Origin of the sequence: Acinetobacter sp. SWAC5, from assembly GCF_003419885.1 — a bacterium.
In the GTDB taxonomy this organism is placed as follows: Bacteria; Pseudomonadota; Gammaproteobacteria; order Pseudomonadales; family Moraxellaceae; genus Acinetobacter; species Acinetobacter cumulans.
The window spans coordinates 55167-73615 of record NZ_QUWR01000012.1 but is presented as its reverse complement, the minus strand read 5'-3'; the positions used below and the strand labels follow the sequence as shown (position 1 = coordinate 73615).

General features: G+C 39.6%; 14 protein-coding genes. 7 read left to right on the top strand and 7 right to left on the bottom strand.

Features of this window, described 5'->3' with window-relative positions; translation table 11 throughout:
* Positions 1-53 precede the first annotated feature (53 nt).
* Genes DYI81_RS10350 through DYI81_RS10330 form a run of 5 tightly spaced genes read left to right on the top strand, consistent with a single transcriptional unit; the run spans position 54 to position 6553 of the window.
* Complete coding sequence (locus DYI81_RS10350; protein ID WP_087527705.1) at positions 54-1067, top strand: nucleotidyltransferase; 1014 nt, start codon at positions 54-56, stop codon at positions 1065-1067.
* Positions 1067-2779 (top strand): ThiF family adenylyltransferase, encoded by a 1713-nt coding sequence (locus DYI81_RS10345; protein WP_087527706.1) that lies wholly within the window; start codon positions 1067-1069, stop codon positions 2777-2779. The genes DYI81_RS10350 and DYI81_RS10345 overlap by 1 nt, the downstream gene beginning before the upstream one ends.
* A gap of 5 nt (positions 2780-2784) precedes the next feature.
* Positions 2785-3246 carry a Mov34/MPN/PAD-1 family protein gene (locus DYI81_RS10340; protein WP_058952365.1) on the top strand — a complete coding sequence of 154 codons (462 nt, stop codon included), beginning with the start codon at positions 2785-2787 and terminating at the stop codon, positions 3244-3246.
* Positions 3247-3248: 2 nt separating this feature from the next.
* Entirely contained in the window at positions 3249-4643 is a 1395-nt protein-coding gene (locus DYI81_RS10335; protein WP_087527707.1) for a dsDNA nuclease domain-containing protein, read from the top strand.
* A gap of 44 nt (positions 4644-4687) precedes the next feature.
* On the top strand, positions 4688-6553 hold the full coding sequence (locus tag DYI81_RS10330) for a hypothetical protein (protein WP_087527708.1): 1866 nt from the start codon (positions 4688-4690) through the stop codon (positions 6551-6553).
* 186 nt (positions 6554-6739) lie between these two features.
* Here DYI81_RS10330 and DYI81_RS10325 read toward each other — a convergent pair whose 3' ends face one another.
* From DYI81_RS10325 to DYI81_RS10300, 6 genes are all read right to left on the bottom strand, one after another.
* Positions 6740-7831, bottom strand: a complete 1092-nt coding sequence (locus tag DYI81_RS10325; protein WP_023187984.1) for a cation diffusion facilitator family transporter — start codon at positions 7829-7831, stop codon at positions 6740-6742.
* A gap of 16 nt (positions 7832-7847) precedes the next feature.
* Positions 7848-8387, bottom strand: a complete 540-nt coding sequence (locus DYI81_RS10320; protein WP_017396455.1) for an ester cyclase — start codon at positions 8385-8387, stop codon at positions 7848-7850.
* A 10-nt stretch (positions 8388-8397) separates the two neighbouring features.
* A complete protein-coding gene (locus DYI81_RS10315) occupies positions 8398-8781 on the bottom strand; it encodes a hypothetical protein (RefSeq protein ID WP_008942232.1) in 384 nt (127 codons plus the stop codon).
* A 76-nt stretch (positions 8782-8857) separates the two neighbouring features.
* Positions 8858-10339 (bottom strand): efflux transporter outer membrane subunit, encoded by a 1482-nt coding sequence (locus DYI81_RS10310; RefSeq protein WP_008942231.1) that lies wholly within the window; start codon positions 10337-10339, stop codon positions 8858-8860.
* A complete protein-coding gene (locus DYI81_RS10305; protein WP_008942230.1) occupies positions 10336-13500 on the bottom strand; it encodes an efflux RND transporter permease subunit in 3165 nt (1054 codons plus the stop codon). Before DYI81_RS10305 ends, DYI81_RS10310 begins: the two co-directional genes overlap by 4 nt.
* A gap of 3 nt (positions 13501-13503) precedes the next feature.
* A complete protein-coding gene (locus DYI81_RS10300) occupies positions 13504-14685 on the bottom strand; it encodes an efflux RND transporter periplasmic adaptor subunit (RefSeq protein ID WP_023187985.1) in 1182 nt (393 codons plus the stop codon).
* Between the two features lie 450 nt (positions 14686-15135).
* Here DYI81_RS10300 and DYI81_RS10295 point away from each other — a divergent pair, with 450 nt between their 5' ends.
* Together DYI81_RS10295 and DYI81_RS10290 are read left to right on the top strand one after the other, a co-directional pair.
* Positions 15136-16161, top strand: coding sequence for a cation diffusion facilitator family transporter (locus DYI81_RS10295; protein WP_087527709.1), 1026 nt, complete (start codon positions 15136-15138; stop codon positions 16159-16161).
* Between the two features lie 40 nt (positions 16162-16201).
* Positions 16202-17890, top strand: a complete 1689-nt coding sequence (locus DYI81_RS10290) for a hypothetical protein (protein WP_023187987.1) — start codon at positions 16202-16204, stop codon at positions 17888-17890.
* Positions 17891-18114: 224 nt separating this feature from the next.
* Here DYI81_RS10290 and DYI81_RS10285 read toward each other — a convergent pair whose 3' ends face one another.
* Entirely contained in the window at positions 18115-18429 is a 315-nt protein-coding gene (locus DYI81_RS10285) for a metalloregulator ArsR/SmtB family transcription factor (RefSeq protein WP_023187988.1), read from the bottom strand.
* Positions 18430-18449 lie beyond the last annotated feature (20 nt).

Genomic DNA, 18449 nt, shown 5'->3' with positions numbered 1-18449 from the left:
CTGATCGCACTTAATTTTATGCCCCATTTTAGTACATGGGCTCAGAGAGAATTATGACAACTCAACAGCAGTTTCTTGACCTACTTTCCGATATTGAACCATCTACAACAACGGTTAATGATTGTTCAAGCGCACATAATACGCTTCGTGATGCTTTAAAAGTGCATAATGAATTCAGCAAAGTACATGTGCATACGTTCTTATCAGGTTCTTATAAAAGAAATACGGCAGTACGTCCGACCACCATAGGCGGGATTACACAAAGACCAGATGTAGATATTATTGCTCGCACCAACCATACAATTAACGATGATCCCCAAATTGTCTTAGATGCAGTCCATACAGCATTAAAGGATATTGGATATACCGATCTTACCGTTAACCGTCGTTCAGTAAATGTTAAGTTGAAAAAAGTTGATATGGATGTTGTCCCTATCATTTCAGATGGATATGGTGGCTATCTGATTCCAGACATTCATCTTGAAGAATGGCTAGTTACCAACCCTCCAGCCCATACCGAGTGGACTGTTGAGGTGAATAAAAATGCAAATGGTCGATTTAAGCCTCTTGTGAAGCTATTTAAATGGTGGCGTCGTGAGAACTTATCTGATTTAAAACGACCAAAAGGATTCATTTTAGAATGCCTGGTTGCCAAGCATATGAATTACTACGAATCCAACTATGAAAAGTTGTTTGTTTATCTTTTAGAAACAATCAGGGATTCTTATGGGATTTATGCGTCACTAGGCATAATTCCACATTTAGAAGATCCTGGTGTTGCAGGCAATAATGTTTTTTCTGCGGTCACAGCAGATGAGTTCAAAACCTTTTATGAAAAGGTAAAAGAACAAGCTGCTATTGCACGAAATGCCTTAAATGAAACAGATGATGATAAAGCATTAGCTCTATGGCGGCAGGTCTTGGGTAATCGTTTTCCTCGTTCGGCATCACACAAAAGTGCAAATTCTGCTGATATGGCCAGCTCTTTAATCCGTTCAGCTTTAGGTGCAGGATTAACATTTCCATCAACCCCTGTTTATCCAAATAAACCAGGAGGCTTTGCGTAATGGAACTGCTAAAAACACCATTAGAACGCTTGATTCAAGAACGGCAGTTATTGACCGATCTTGAAAATGAGGAAAACAGTTTTAAGATTCAGGAGTGGAACTCAACAGACACTAATGAACTGCATTTAAACTTCTCTCTCAAGATAGGAACTATAGATTTTAATGGTGTTTTAGTATATCCAGAGCTTTTCCCAGAGCTACCAGCATATATACGCCCACAAAACTCTGGTGAAAGATGGAGTATCTTGCACCAGTACGGTGGCTCAGGAGTGCTGTGTCTAGAATACGGTCCAGATAATTGGAATACCAATATCAGTGGAGTGGAACTAATTAGAAGTGCCCAGATTCTTTTATTAACAGACGCAATGACTGTATTGGAGATGGATGTAGAACCTGTGCCCTCTAGGCATTCTGAAACAATAGGTCAAAAATTAAGAGGTATTTCAGAAAGGTTCATTGAAACACCAATGTTACGTCACATACTCTTAAATAGTGACCCTGAAAAAATGGACTTTAAGGTTGCCATCTCAAGCTTTCGGGACAAGACTGTTATTGTTCCAACAAATATTCAGAACAAACCTCTACCTGACATCGTCCCATCATTTTCTAATGAAAGATTTGAATTGTCTGGATGGGCAATAAGAGTTGATTCTGTTCATTTATTAAAGGAATCTGTAAATGATCGACTTTCGTTAGAATCCTTTTTAGGCAATTTATGGCCTACTCAGGAGGAATTCACAAGTTCCATAAAGCCTCTATTGTTATATGACTTAAAAGGTAACTTGGAACTATTCTTAATTAATAATACAGCACCACTTTTCGTAAGTTATCCAGCTATTAATCTACATGATGATCAGAATCAAAGATTGCCAGCACAATTTAGCAATATCAATGATGCAAAGATAGTAATTATTGGTCTTGGATCGTTAGGAAGTAAAATTGCAATTTCACTGGCACGGTCTGGCTGTAAAAACTTTCTACTTATTGATGATGATATTCTGGCACCCCAGAATCTTGTCCGTAATGAACTCAACTGGTTAGATGTTGGCTTTGCTAAAACCCATGCTGTTGAAAGAGCATTAAAACGAACTGCATTAGACATGCAGGTTGAAACGTATGAAATGCAAATTGGTGGACAGGAAAATCCTCATTTAAATTCCAATATTGCTAATGCCATTAGTACATGTAATCTGATTATTGATGCCACAGCAAGCTCACATACATTTCTAACCTTAGCTGCGATTGCTAAAAGAAAACATATACCAATGGTATGGGGTGAAATCTTTGGTGGCGGTGGTGGAGCAATGATGGCCCGTAGTCGCCCAACGTTAGATGCCTCACCTTTAGAGCTTCGCAATCATATTTATGGTGTCTTACAAACGTTGGAACCAATCCCAGAAGGCAAAGTTAATAATTACGGCTTTCAAACACAAAACCAAACATATATTGCATCAGATGCAGATGTAACGGCTCTTGCAGCGTCTATGACTCAGTTCATATTAGATACTTTATGTACAATTGATGAGCAATCCTCTTATCCATATTCAGCATATTTAATAGGGTTCCGTAAATATTGGATATTTCAATGTCCTTTTGATACCCATCCTATCGATTGTTCAGGTGCGTTAGTAACAGAATCTCCTACGGATAAACAGATATCTGAAAGTGAAAATGGCAATTCTATTGAAGAACCTGAACCGATGAAAGGTTAATACTAATGCTGAAAATATCCATTCCTACTGATATACAAATTTTACTGATAAAAGCCCTGTTGAAGTCTGGAACCCACGAATGTGGCGGTGTTTTAATGGGTGAGCATATAGGTACAAACCATTTTAGAGTTAGCTCATTAACTGTTCAAAAGAGTGGAACGATAGCATCCTTTGTACGTGGAATTACGGATGCTATTAAAGCAATTCGCCTTTTTCATAAATCAACAAACAATAATTATCAAAAATTTAACTATTTAGGTGAATGGCATAGCCATCCTCTCTTTAGTGTACAACCCAGCAGTAAAGACCATCACACCATGAGGGAATTGGTGTCCGACCCAAAAGTGGGTGCAAATTTCGTAGTCTTACTGATTTTTCATTTAAAAAACAATCATCTTGAGGGCAGTGCCCACACCTACCTACCAGATGGTTCCTGTTACCCATCCACCCTAAATTTAGAGAGATAATAATGAGTGCAAGTCTGTTAGAAAAACAATCAACTGGTGGTGCAATTGCACGAGTAGGGTTTGAGTATCAGGATGCTTTTGTATTAAAGAACTTGCCTCTCTGGCTATCTGAAAGTGCTTTTAGCCACATTGTGAGTGAATCAATAGGTGATGTCGAGGTTTGCTACTTCTCTTCAGAAAACGAGTTACAGCGTGTCATGTATGAAGCCAAAAATCATCCGCTGACTTCTACAGATTTTTGGAAAGAAATTAAGCGCTTCAAGGAGGCTTTTGATATTCCATCAGGTGAATATACTCGCTTTGGTTTAGTATGCCCACTCTATACCTCTACACTTCACCCATTTCTTGCCCAAATTGAGAGAATTAGAGGTGTTGGTTCTTCATACAGTGCAGATTCTGTGATTTTACAAAAAAGTCGTCAGGATATTATTCAGTGGTGTAGCGATAAAGGATTCGAAACCTCACTTGCTGAGTTCGCACTTGATCATGTTGATTTCCTGTCTTTCAATGCTGAAGATAGTGACTCTGTATTTATAGGTGAAATTGAAGAGAAATTATCCAATATTGAACTCACTACACGTAAAGCCAAACAGTTAAGAGATCAGTTTAAAAACCTGATTTCTCGTTCTTCTTTTGGTCCAATATATCGCAAAGACTTTGAAAATTTTATTTGCCATGCTCTTGAAGAAGATAGAAGCCAGTGGCTATTAGATCCTATTAAAATTAATCTTTCAGCATCATCCAGTCAGTATCAAGACTTAAACTTAGATATTAGTGATTTCAATGGTCCTGATCGTGCTCAAAAAACCTCCAGCGACTGGAACAACCTAATCAAAAAAGCAGTATCGATTGGGGATTTCATTCATAGCAGTGGTGACCGTAGAACCCTCCTTATAGATGGCAAACAAAGAATGTCCACCGCATGTATGCTTGGCTATGTTTTTAGTGCCACACGTAATTTCCTACTTGAAATAGAACATAATGGCCTCGCATATCGCACTGATGACCATAAGCAAAAAGAGGGACAATTTTTTACTAAAATCGACGCTGTTGAACGACAGGGTGAAACTGAAGCCATAGTCACTATCGGATTTCCTACAGCTATAGGTAACGACATTGACTCTACGATTAATGAAGTAAAGAACTTGCCTAGATTGAATTTAGAAAGCTCCCATGCCATTGATAATATGGAGACTCTAAATCTTGCTGTGAGAGAGGCAAAATCTGCTTTAGTTTCATTTAAATCCGAAAATAAGTTATCTAAATTACACCTCTTTATTAAAGCACCCTCAGTTTTTGCAATGGTCTTGGGACATCGCTTGAATGGTATTTGCGATATCCAGCTTTACGATTGGGTAGATGGACAATATATCCCTACAGCCGAACTGAACTTATAAGAAGAATTGACTAGTCGATAATATTACCAATAGAGAGGTTGATCATGAACAATCATTCTAATGAAGAAAATACTGATAACTCTTCAGATAAAAAAAAATCACCCGCATTCAAAGTTCTTGAATCCAATGCTGAAAAGTTCTTAATGGTGTGGTGGTATGGGGCGTTAGCAAAAGCTGAACGTAGAAATACCCAACCTAAAGTTCATGTTGCTTTTAGGGAACTTCTGGAAGATTACACACCCACAGATAATTTTATTTTTATTGATGCCAATATGACAGATTTGGTGTCTTGGCCCATTGGCACAGTTTGGCATCATGAACGATTGGTTGATTATCTTCCCTTAGAAATACGGGAGTTTGATATTGACCATACGGATTTTAAACATACCTATATTCAAACATATAAGCGAGACGAAAAGACAGGGAAAATAGATCATTTCTTCTCAGATAGGAATAAATTTTATATTAACCCAGGCCAACGTGAGAATTGTATTTCTTTTTCTTTAAAGGATCAGGAATATAAGGAGCTTCTCGTACCTTGTTTTGAGTTTCTGGTAAGAGGATATGGTCTCTCTACAGAACTTCCTAGAATTCTGACAACATATGATGAGGCCGAAAGACATGAACGGCTCTACACACCTCATCCAGAAGAAGAAAATACCTGGACGATCCTTATTGGTGATAGCCTCACATCAGATGATCATGTATTTATTGCCTACTATAAATACAGCGAATATACCCAGGATGCCGTAAGGATATTATTTAGCAGTATTGCAAAACATGATGATTTTACTCAAAGAAACCATATATACCCTAAAGTAATGCCATGGCATGAGGAAACGAGAAAAATTAGGGTTTCAGGTTTTTGTATTCCTGACACCAATGCTTTTTTAGCCTTGACAGTTCTTGGAATAGAACTACCTGATCAAACACTTATCAGACGTGTTCCAAAGGTAATTCACCGCATTAAGAAACCTGTAGATGTCAACTCACCTAATCCTCCTCAGTTGCAACTAGGTCCTGGTCAGATTAACGTATCTGAAGATCAAGGAGGGCGCAAACCATTATTACAATCGGTTATTTTAGGTCATGAATTTACATGGTTAGGTTCAGGCCCTATCGGGGAAAAAAGTAAAACAAAGTATGAAAGAACCATCACCCAGCCACAGAGAAAGAAAAATACTAAAGAAACCAATACAGTTGGTACAGGAGAACCTGATAGCTCTAAGGAAGTTCTAAATGTCCAAATTAACCCGACCACTAATGGAGATACAGAGTTTGAAGCTCCAGATCATGGAAGAATCATGGGCCTATGGAATGCATGTTTAAAGGCACGTTTGTTAAATCCCAGTATTGTCAATGCAGTCCACTATTATACTTTTGAGGAAGAGTTTGATTACAACGATAAACCCACTCTCATGGCCTTTTTCGTTAATTCAGAAACATTAAATAATAAAGATATTACAGATGGAGAAAAACAAGCTTATAAAAATTGGTGTTATGCAAACTCAAATAAAACAGCACTTCGTGGAGCATTGATCATCCGATTATCTCTTGTAAATTGCCCTCCAGTTTATCTTTTCGATATACAACCAGCGACTTACGTTTCCACTGTAGATGGGGATAGTGTTCTCAAGGAGCGTGGGCATGCTGGTCTAATATTTAGGTCAAGAACCGTAGAACAATTTGAGCAGTATATTTCTGGGCTCATGGAGAACCTGCCTTCGTCAGAGGGTTCTTATACGACAACTCTCCTAGGTTCCAATTTGGTTACTCAATTATTTGTTTTTAGACATTCAAAATCTGCTGGCTTGTCAGAGGGTGAATCAACGTTATTGAATGCTCTAAGAAAAATTGGAATTACGAATATCAAGTTAAAGGAGGAAAAGGAGGAAAAGGAGGAAAAATAATTTTCGAATCTTACAATTGTGACCATCTTCTTTTAGCCTAGTCCATAATTCTTTCCTATGGGTAATTTTTTACATATCAAATTGAATTATATATAGTTTAATGGCACTTTTAAGTGCCATTAAACTTGGGTACCACTTGTGTGACTAGATAAGCACCTATATTAGGAATATTTAACCTTTTTAAACTCAGTGTTCTGAATCCTTTGGTATATTTTCAATAATGCAATGATGAATATCATCGTGATTGTTGAGTGATGTTTCAGCCTGAATAGTGACATGCTCAATACCTAGATTTTGTATGACATTCTCCAGATCATGTAAGAGTATCTGCACTTCCTGCATACTCATTTCTTCACTCACAACAATATGGCAGGATAAAATATAACGTTTACTTGTCAGACTCCATATATGTAAATCATGTACACCCTGAATTCGCTGGCCTTGAAGAATGGTTTCTTTGATTTCTGCCAAGTCAAATTTTTCTGGTGTACCCTGCATTAAAACATGCGAAGCCTTTACTACAACTGAATATCCACTGCGAAGAACAAGTATTGCAACTAGAACACTGGCTAAAGTATCTGCCCAGGCCCATCCAAAGAAGTAGATACATAGCGCAGCAGCAATTGCGCCAATAGAACCTAACAAATCACTGAGTACATGCAGGTAAGCACCTCGCATATTCAAGTCGTGTTCGGTATCACTACCTTTAAAAATCATTACTGCAACAATGATATTAATCAGCAATCCAATACTAGCAACGATCAACATCCCTTGTACTTCAATATGTTGTGGTTGCTGAAACCGTAGAATTGCCTCAATAAAGATATACAGTGCGATACCAACCAGTGTAATACCATTCAATGCAGCAGCCAGTATTTCAAAGCGTTGATAGCCGTATGTTTTATTTTTGGTAATCTGTTTTTGACCGATGAAGACTGCTGCAAGTGCAATACCAAGTGCAACAGAGTCACTCAGCATGTGACCGGCATCTGAAATCAAGGCCAAACTATTGGTAATAAAACCACCTATAAATTCCACTACCATAAAAATGGTAATCAGTAAAAAGCTTATGGTCAGAATTTTTTTATTACTTGGGATATGGCTGTGGTCATGATCGTGGTCGTGATCATGACCACCATGACCATGATGGTGTCCTGAGTGATCATGGTTGTGCTTATGGGTGTTACCATGACTATGCTTATGCCCAGAATGATCATGGTTATGATCATGTTCAGAGTGGTTATGTTTGTGATCTTGTGTATGGTTGTGCGAAGACATTTTATAGCACTCCTGATTATGGCTCTAACTGACTACGCAATGGATGATTGTTGTAGTAATCACCGATGTATATAATCTTATTATTTTTAACCTCAAAAAATGAAGCACCTTTAAAAGTGATTACTTTTGCGTCTTTTTTACCAGACTGGTCTTTTTTATTGAGGGTTCCCTGAAGCTGCCATTCGACAGCAACCTTATCACCAACAATGAGTGGCGGGGATGTAAGCGTCATCTTCCGATCAGGAATGACTGTTAATAAAAACTTGGGTACCTCAATTACAGATGCTGTACCTTTACGGTTTTCTTCATTACTTGTATTGAAATACTCAACATTCGTGTCAAGAACTTTAGTCAGGTCATCTGGCTGCGTACCATTCCAGATATTAAGATAGCTCTCCACGGTTTCCAAAGCTGTATTGATCGGTGCTTTTGCATGCGAAATTGAAGCTAATCCTAACGTCATAAGAATGAGTAAGAATGTCATGAAAAAAGGCTTTGATTTTTTCCCTTGACCATCAACATCTTGCTTCAATTGATTGATATAAATAGTGTTCATCATATTCACCTTAGACTTGAATAAGTTCATCCACAATCCGTTCGGCGTCTTCCCTGGTATTGACGATTTCATAAGGAATGCCAAATGCCTTTACAGCCATTTCCGTCATCTTTCTGATGGCAACTCTTTTTTCCTGATCAGGTTCAATGCAGATAATTGCCTTACATAACTGATTAAGTTCATCTTTATGGTTTTTAAGCCAAAGACCACGTTGTTTAAAGTCTTCAGGTGTTTCTTGCATTGATAATTGATCATAAACAATCACAAACGGACTGCTCATTTCCAAGAATTCCTGCATTTCCAACTGCCATTGAGGTGAATAACCTGGAACTGCCTGATCTTGCTTAAACTCAACAAATGGGAAGTTTTCTATATCATGGATAATAAATTTCATTTATATGACCTCATATTCTGTTTCATCTTGTCAGGAATTCATCTCTTTCCATCAAAAGATGAATTCCATCGATGTGCTATTTCAAAGATTTACGTTCAATCTGTACGGTATGTTCATTCCAGCCTCCACCTAATGCCTTGTAGAGGTTGACCTGATTATTCAGGCGTTCCAGGCGGGTCTGTATAAGTGCCTGCTGAGATGCATACAGAGTTCGTTGTGAGTCGAGGACTGCGAGATAATTATCTTCACCAGCATCAAAACGTAAGGTTGCCAACTTATGGGCATCCTGGCTGGCCGCAATCATTTGCTGCTGCGATTTGATCTGTTCATCTAGTGTGGACTTGCCAGCCAGCCCATCAGCAACTTCACGAAAAGCTGTTTGAATAGATTTGTCATAGTTGATGACTTCAATCTGCTTCATGATGTGTGAGCGATCCAGATTTGCCTGATTTAAACCTGCATTAAATATGGGCAAGTTAATCTTGGGCATAAAACTCCATGCACCTGTACCTGCATTAAATAGATTATCCAGACTGGAACTTGCCGTACCCGCCGAACCCGTTAGGGTAATGGATGGAAAAAATGCTGCACGGGCTGCTCCAATGTTTGCATTCGCAGCCTGAAGCTTATGTTCTGCGGCACGAATGTCTGGACGACGTTGAAGTAGATCCGATGGCAAACCAACTGGTATATCCTGCATAACAACCTGATCAGGAATTTTGGGGGACTGGTCCAATTGGGCCGCCAATTCCTGTGTTAATGGTGAACCCAGAAGTAACACCAGAGCATTACGATCCTGTGCAGTAATACGCAAGAATTTTGCATAATTGGTTTGTGCGGTGCGCAGTCCTATTTCAGCTTGACGTAAATCAAATCGGGTTGCATTACCAACATCAACAAGTTTCCTGGTCAAGTCATAGGATTTCTGCTGTGTCGCCAAAGTCGCCTTGGTTAAACCTAACGTTTCCTGATCGGCCTTATAGACCAGATAAGCATTAGCAACTGCGGATACCAGACTTAACTGTGATGCTGTCTGGACCTCTTTAGAAGCCAAATAGTTCTGTAAAGCCTGATCACTCAGACTGCGTACTCGGCCCCATAAATCGACTTCCCATGCGACCGAAGTAACACCAACCTGATACATGCGGGGGTTATAAGCAAGATCAGACGGTAAACGCTGACTGGCTGACTCTGCGGTAACACCCACATGCGGTAAACGGTCAGCACGACGAATACGATACTGTGCTTCTATCGCCTCAACATTTAAAGCTGTCACCTTAAAATCATGATTGTTTTTCAATGCATGATCGATGAGTTGGAGTAAGACAGGATCGGTATAAAAGTCACGCCAGCCAATATCGGCTGCGACTGTTTGCTTTCCATTGTTCACTTGCAGCCCTGGATAAGCCTCTCCTGTTGGATAGTGTTCCGACACAGGAGAGACAGGTCGCTCATATATGGGTGCCATTGAACATCCTGCAAGAATAGTGGCAGTGGTTAGTACACTCATTTTCTTGAGGAAGGTGTATCGGTTTAAATGAAGTGTTAAATTTTTCATTTTGAACCCTCCTGTACCAGTGCTTTGGCCTGTTCTCTACGCAGAATAAAATTACGAATGACGACATAGAAAATTGGTGTAAACAGTAAACCAAAGATTGTCACGCCCAGCATTCCAGAGAAAACAGCGATACCCATGGCATGACGCATTTCTGCACCAGCACCTGTGGCTAATACCAGTGGTATCACACCAGCAATAAATGCAATTGAGGTCATTAGAATCGGGCGTAATCTTAATCGGGCTGCTTCAAGTACTGCATCAAAAGGATTCAAACCCTCATCCTCTTTGGCTCGGGCAAACTCCACAATTAAGATGGCATTTTTTGCAGCAAGTCCCACCAGAACAACAAAGCCAATCTGGGTAAAGATGTTGTTATCACTACCAGTTACCCAAACACCTACAATCGCAGATAACAAGGCCATTGGTGCAATAAGTAATACTGCAAAAGGCATTGACCAACTGTTGTATTGAGCTGCAAGGAAAAGGAACGCCAAAATAATTGCTAGAGCAAAAACCATGACCGCAGTATTGCCTGTATTCTTTTCCTGATAGACCAGATCGGTCCATTCATAGGTCATACCTTGTGGCAATGTTTCCTGCACAATTTTTTCAATTGCGGCAGTTGCCTGACCAGATGAATAACCTGATGCAGCGTTACCACTAATATCGGCTGATGGGAAACTGTTATAGTGCATAACACGATCAGGGCCAGAACTACGCTTAATCGTGACAAAGGTCGAAAGCGGAATCATGTCTCCCGCTGCATTTCTCACCTTTAACAGATTAATGTTCTCTGGTTGCATACGGAATGGGGAATCTGCCTGAGCAATTACACGATAAGTACGACCAAACCGATTAAAGTCATTGATATAGATTGACCCCAGATTGATTTGTAGTGTTTCAAAAATATCGGTCAGTGGTACACCTTGTGACTTCGCTTTTACACGGTCAATATCAACTTCAATCTGTGGAGCATTTGCCTGGAAACTCGCAAGCATACCGACAAGTTCAGGCGTCTGAGAGGCTTTCGCCATAATCTCGCCCTGTACACGTGCCAGTGTTTCAAAGCCTAAACCAGCCCGATCTTCAATTTGTAGCTTGAATCCGCCCATAGAACCTAAGCCAGGTACTGGTGGTGGTGGAAAGATGCCCGCAAATCCGTCAGGAATCTGACTGAATTTACCCATTAATTTTCCAGCAATTGCTCCTGCTGATAATGAGGGGTCCTGACGAGCCTCAAATGGATCAAGCATGGCAAACATCAAGGCAGAGTTTGGTACATTGACTGGACCACTTGGTGTAAAGCCTGGGAATGCCATGACGCTTTCCACACCAGGTTCATTCAGTGCAATTTCCGTCATCTGTTTAACTACAGCTTCTGTGCGGTCTAAAGATGCGCCTGTAGGTAACTGGGCGATACCAACTAGATAATACTTGTCCTGTGCAGGAACAAAGCCTTGCGGCACTTTGTTAAAACCTAACCAAGTTAGGCCAAGAAAACCTACATACAAAATCAGCATGATGGCACTTAAACGTACCCCCTTGCGGACTGCACCTACATATTTGTCCGATGCCTTATCAAAGAACCGATTGAATCCTCTAAAGAACCAACCAAATAAGCGTTCGGTTAAATCACGTTTTTTATTTCCAGCTTGATGTGGTTTAAGCAAGATACCTGCTAAAGCTGGTGAAAGTGTTAAAGAGTTGATTGCAGATAAGATGGTTGAAATCGCAATGGTCAAGGCAAATTGGCGATAGAACTCACCCTGCAATCCTGTAAGAAATGCCGATGGAATAAATACAGCAGATAAAACCGCAGTAATCGCGATAATTGGCCCTGTCACCTCAGACATTGCCTTACGGGCAGCTTCTTTTGGTGATTCGCCTAATGCAATATGCCGTTCTACGTTCTCCACCACCACAATTGCATCATCGACCACAATACCAATCGACAGTACCAGTCCAAATAAGGTCAATGTATTTAGGGAGAAGCCGAAATAATACATAATTGCAAACGTACCAATCAGTGAAACGGGAACGGCAATTAAAGGAATAATGGATGCACGCCATGTTTGCAGGAACAGGATGACAACAAGCACAACCAGTGCAATGGCTTCTAACAGAGTGGTAATGACTGATTTCAAAGAAGCTTTTACGAAAATATTTGGATCATAAGGAATTTTATAATCCACACCGTCAGGGAAGCTTTTCTTCAATTCTGCCATCGTTTCACGGACTTCACTTGAAACATCGAGTGCATTGGCACCTGGTGTCATAAAGATTTGTAAGGCAGATGTTGGCTTACCATCCAGTAAAGCTCGCATGGTATAAGCATCAGAACCCAGTTCAATTCGTGCAACATCTTTCAGGCGTGTGATTTGTCCAGTGTCACCAGCTTTAACCACGATTTCACTGAATTGCTCTTCAGTGGTTAAACGTCCCAGCGTATTAACAGTAACTTGATAGGCCGATGTTGTATTTGGTTGTTGACCAACAGAACCCGCAGCAACCTGCATGTTTTGTTCACGAATGGCTGCAACCACATCATTGGCGGTTAAACCACGGGCAGCCACTTTTTCAGGATCAATCCAGACACGCATCGAATATTCACCAGCACCACCAATCTCGATATTTCCAACACCTGGTAAACGTGCAAGCTCATCACGCACATTTAACAGTGCATAGTTGGACAAATATAGTGGATCATGATTCTTGTTGGATGACACCAAATTGATGACCATGAGAATATCGGGTGAGGTTTTTTCAGTGACCACACCAATGCGTTGAACTTCTTCAGGTAAGCGTGGCAATGCACGAGAAACCCTGTTTTGTACCTGTATCTGTGCTTTATCAGGGTCTGTACCCTGTTTAAAGGTGACGGTCAGTACCATCTTGCCATCGGCTGCGGTTTGAGAACTCATATACAACATGTTCTCAACACCGTTCACGGCTTGTTCCAGAGGGGAGGAAACCGTCTCGGCAATGATTTTGGGGTTGGCACCAGGATAACTTGCCATGACCTGTACAGTCGGTGGTGTAATGGCTGGATATTCACTCAATGGCAGTTTAAACAGTGATAAAGCACCGAGAATGACGATCAGCACAGAGATCACGACCGCAAATATTGGCCGATTAACAAAGAAATGAGGGAAATTCTTCATGGCTTATTTCCCCTGTGCGGCACTTTCAGTCGGAGTAGGCGTTTGCATTGGAACGATATTTGGCTTGACCTGCATTCCTGGGCGAACCAGCCCTTTAATAATGACTTTATCGCCAGTTTGCAGACCACTGCTAATAATCCGCAATCCATCAACGACCGAGCCAAGTGTTACAGGCCTAAATTCAACCGTATTATTCGAACCAAGAACCAGAACAAAATTATTGCCCTGATCTGTACCCACCGCCTGATCATCTATCAGAATGGTGGACTGTTTATTTCCAGTGGTCAGCTTAACTCTGGCAAACATACCTGGTGCTAATTCACCTGAATCATTGGTAATAGATGCCCTAACCCGTAGCGTCCCTGTACGCTGGTCAATTTGAGTACTTACAAAGTTTAATTTCCCTGTATAAGGATAAGTTTCTGTATTTGCCAATCCCATTTCGATTGGCAAGTTGAATTGTCCAGATTTATTTTGTCCCTTTAGATTGAGAAAGGTTTTTTCATCAAGGTCAAAATAAACATACAGCGGATTGACTGAAACGATGGTGGTTAAGGCTGTGGCATTGCCTGTATTTCCACCTGCAATCAAGTTACCACTGGTGACAAGAACACGGTCAATACGTCCTGAAATCGGTGCTGTAATATTGGTATAAGATAAATCCAGCTTCGCTGCACTGACGGCTGCCTGAGCCTCCTGTACTTGAGCCTGACGGTTATTTTTGGTTGCCAGTGCATCGTCATAAACCTTATTGGAGACGGCACCACTTTCGACCAGTTTATTTGCCCGGTTAAAATCCAGAACAGCCTGGCTATACTGAACCTCTGCTGCTTTCAGTCGTGCCTGGGCTGTCTTCAGAGCAACCTGAAAAGGTGCAGGATCAATTTTAAATAATACCTGTCCCTTACGAACATAACTGCCCTCAGGAACACTAACACTATTAATGACACCACCGACTCGGGACTTGATTTCAACGCTTTGTGGTGCCGATAAGTAGCCTGTATATTCGGCAGTTGGATTAAGTTCTTGTGTAATTACTTCCGCAACTGGAACCTGAGGAATAGGCATTTGAGCTGAACTAGCTTGTTGCTTGGGTTGATCCGATATATTTTTTGCTGTGTACAGCAGACCACCTGAGATAGCAATCACTACTGCTACAGCAACCGCTGTCATTCGTTTTTTCATGATATTCACCTTTTATGCAAAGCTACATCACTCTGGATAGGTTTCTGTAGCAGTTGCACACATGCTAATGTTTCCAATAATTGGAAGGTCAATAGGGTGATCTGAATAGATTATACAAATGAACATATATTTATATGAATTATTAAAAAGTGAATTTCTATAAGTTTAATAGTCCGTTTTTTCAGCTTTATAAAACATACCTCCGTCTATGGAAATTAAATTCATGCAATATCCCTCCAGTATTAGACTGTCAAATTATTCATTTTATCCTAAGTAGAAATTTCTCTTAGAATAAGTAAAAACAGTATTACTTTAGAAAATTTGATTCCCTATTAGCTCAAAAATGGCACATGCCATTGATTATATTAAAATTAATAAATTAAATTTGACAATTTTTACATATGAACATATATTCATATGTAAAAATATATACATGTTAGGTTTTTATACATGAGTAATCAACGCGATCACAATCATAAATGTCATGATCATTCGCATGAAGGTCATGATCATTCGCATGAAGGTCATGATCATTCGCATGAAGGTCATGATCATTCACATGTTCCTGATGTGAGTAACGGAAACGAAAGAAAAATTCTGATTTCGTTTTTTATCATTTTCGGGTTCATGCTTGTAGAAGCCACTGGAGGAATCATCTCTGGTTCACTCGCACTTCTGGCTGATGCAGGGCATATGCTTACAGATGCCGTTGCCTTAGGTTTAGCTTATGCTGCCTTTCGTTTCGGTCGCCGCATTGCAGATAATTCAAAAACATTTGGATACATGCGATTCGAAGTTATTGCTGGCTTAATGAATTCTCTTACATTATTCGCAATCGTTGGATGGATTATTTATGAGGCTATTGAACGCTTTCAATCACCTCAACCTGTCATGGCAGGACCGATGTTTATCGTTGCTATTATAGGTATGCTCGTTAACTTATTTGTTTTATGGTACTTAACAAGAGGCGATACAGAACATGTCAATGTTAAAGGAGCTATTCTCCATGTAATGGGCGATTTACTCGGCTCTGTTGGAGCAATTATTGCTGCCATAGTGATTTGGTACACAGGCTGGACTCCTATCGATCCAATTTTATCTGTTCTAGTTTCTTTACTTGTACTACGCAGCGCATGGTCTTTATTTAAACGTACTCTTCATATTTTACTTGAGGGTGCTCCTGAGAATGCTAATGCCCAAGAGATCTCTGAATATCTTTTGAAAAATGTAAGTGGTATTGAAAAAATTACCCATATACATATTTGGATGATTACATCAGGTAGATCTATGGCAACGTTGCATGTCAAACCCAAAGATGGAGTTGACCTCGCGACATTAACTCTCAACATTGAGAATGAGCTAAAATCCAAATTTTCTATTGAACATCCAACTATAGCCATTGATTGGCAAGGCAATAGTACTTGTAGCTTAGAAAACCCAACTCAAATTGATCCACACGCTGGACATAATCACTAACCTTAAATCTTTATTGTTATTCACTGATGAGGAGACTTTAATGTCTGATAAATACTACAATTTAGGAGATTACCAGCGTCAAATAACTACGTCATCTCCTGATACTCAACTTTGGTTTGATCGTGGCTTATTATGGACATATTGTTTCAATCCGAGTGAAGCCATAAATTGTTTTAAGAAAGCTCTAGAACATGATGCAAAATGCGCAATGGCTTATTGGGGCATCGCCTTTGCATCTGGTCCAAATTACAATAAAGCTTGGCATTTATTTGATCCTTCAGACTTACAGAATACCATTCCATATATTAATGAAATTATGGAACAAGCAAAGTTAGCAGCGACTCATAATGCGACACAATTTGAGAAAGATTTAATTGATGCCCTTGCTCCACGCTTTCCAAAACACGTGACTATAGATGAACAAGACTTTCATGAGCTGAATTTTGCATATGCTCAAGCTATGAGATCATTTTATGAAAAATATTCTAATGATCTTGATGCAGCTGCAATGTTTGCAGATGCACTCATGTGCTTGAGCCCTCGTAAATTGTGGGATTTAGATACCGGTGAAGCCATAGGTTTAGGTACAGTTGAAGCTAGAAACGTGCTTGAAGTTGCTTTCACTAAACCTGGGGCAAATCGTCATCCTGTAATTAATCATCTCTATATACATTTAATGGAAATGTCACCTTATCCTGAAGTTGCATTGCCAGCTGCTGATAACCTTCGTAATTTATCACCTGATGGGTCACATTTAGCCCATATGTCCACACATATTGATAATGCATGCGGAGATTGGCGTCGAGTGGTTTATTCTAATCTTGATGCAATCGCAGCCGATGAAAGATATTTTTCTAGAGAAAAGAATCCAGGTGGTTGGAATATCTTGTATCGCGTTCATAATTTAATGGTAGGTGCTTATGGTGCAATGATGGCAGGTAAATCACAGGAAGCGTTATTTATGGCTCATCGTATCAATGACATTTTAACACCCGAAGTACTACATATCACTACACCGCCAATGGCTAATTTAACTGAAAGCCATTGCACAACACTACCACATGTTATGATTAGATTTGGCATGTGGGAAGATATTCTGAAACTTGAGCTACCTAAAGATAAAGGTCTATATAGTTCCACAACCGCAATGATTCACTACGCAAAAGGCATAGCATTTGCTTCATTAAGAAGAGTTAAAGAGGCCGAAAAAGAAAGAGAGTCTTTTATAAAAGCAGTAGCTAATGTATCAGAAGAGCGCTTTAACTCTATACCTGTTAAAGAGGTCGAAGCTTTAAAAATTGCTGCCAAAATGATTCATGGCGAAATTGAGTATCGTAAAGGTAATACGAAAGAAGCATTCGCAATCTTGCGAGAAGGCATTAAATTAGAAGATGCTCTTCCTTATTGTGATCCTCCAGCTTGGTTACAACCAGTTCGGCATGCATTCTGCGCACTTAATATGGAACAAGGAAACTTTGAAGTAGCAGCCCAAGAATATCGGATTGAACTGGGGCTAGAAGGTGACCTTGGACGTCGCCGAATTCGCCCTAACAATGTATGGAGTCTTCATGGACTTTATGAGTGTTTAGCAAAACTAGGTCTAGAGAAAGAAGCTCGAGATATTTCGCTGCAACGTGATATAGCACTTGCCTCGGCTGATATTAATATTGAAGCATCCTGTTTCTGCCGATTAAGTGCATTTGAAGATAACACTACAAGTTGCTGTTAAAAACAGATAGCACTTTCCTCAAATAGATATCAAGGCATATAGCTAGACATTTCTTAATTATATGCCCTTGATCTTAACTTTTTGTAGATGATACTGATAACTTAAATAAATGCATGATATATTTCTTGTTTAGAGTAATAAAAATAAAGAATTCCTATAACCCTCTTTCCCCTTAAAGTTATTTAATTTAGATATTTTTGCAATACATTACGTACTACTATAAATTAGTGCTCCTCACTAATATGACTTGCCATATCTAATAAAACCTGACTAACATGTAAATCATCAATCTCATAAAATACTTGTTTAGATTGTCTTTCGCCTTTGACTAAACGAGCTGAACGCAATAAACGAAGATTATGACTGACTAAAGATTGGGATAAATCAAGAGCATCACTGATTTCACCTACTGAACTAGGCCCCCGCATACAAAAAAGTAGAATTTTAAGTCGTGAAGCATCACCTAATAGCCGAAATGTTTCAGCTAAAGACATAATCTCATCTTGAGATAATGGTATCGGGTGATTATTAAAATTCATACTAATACTTAAATTCCTAT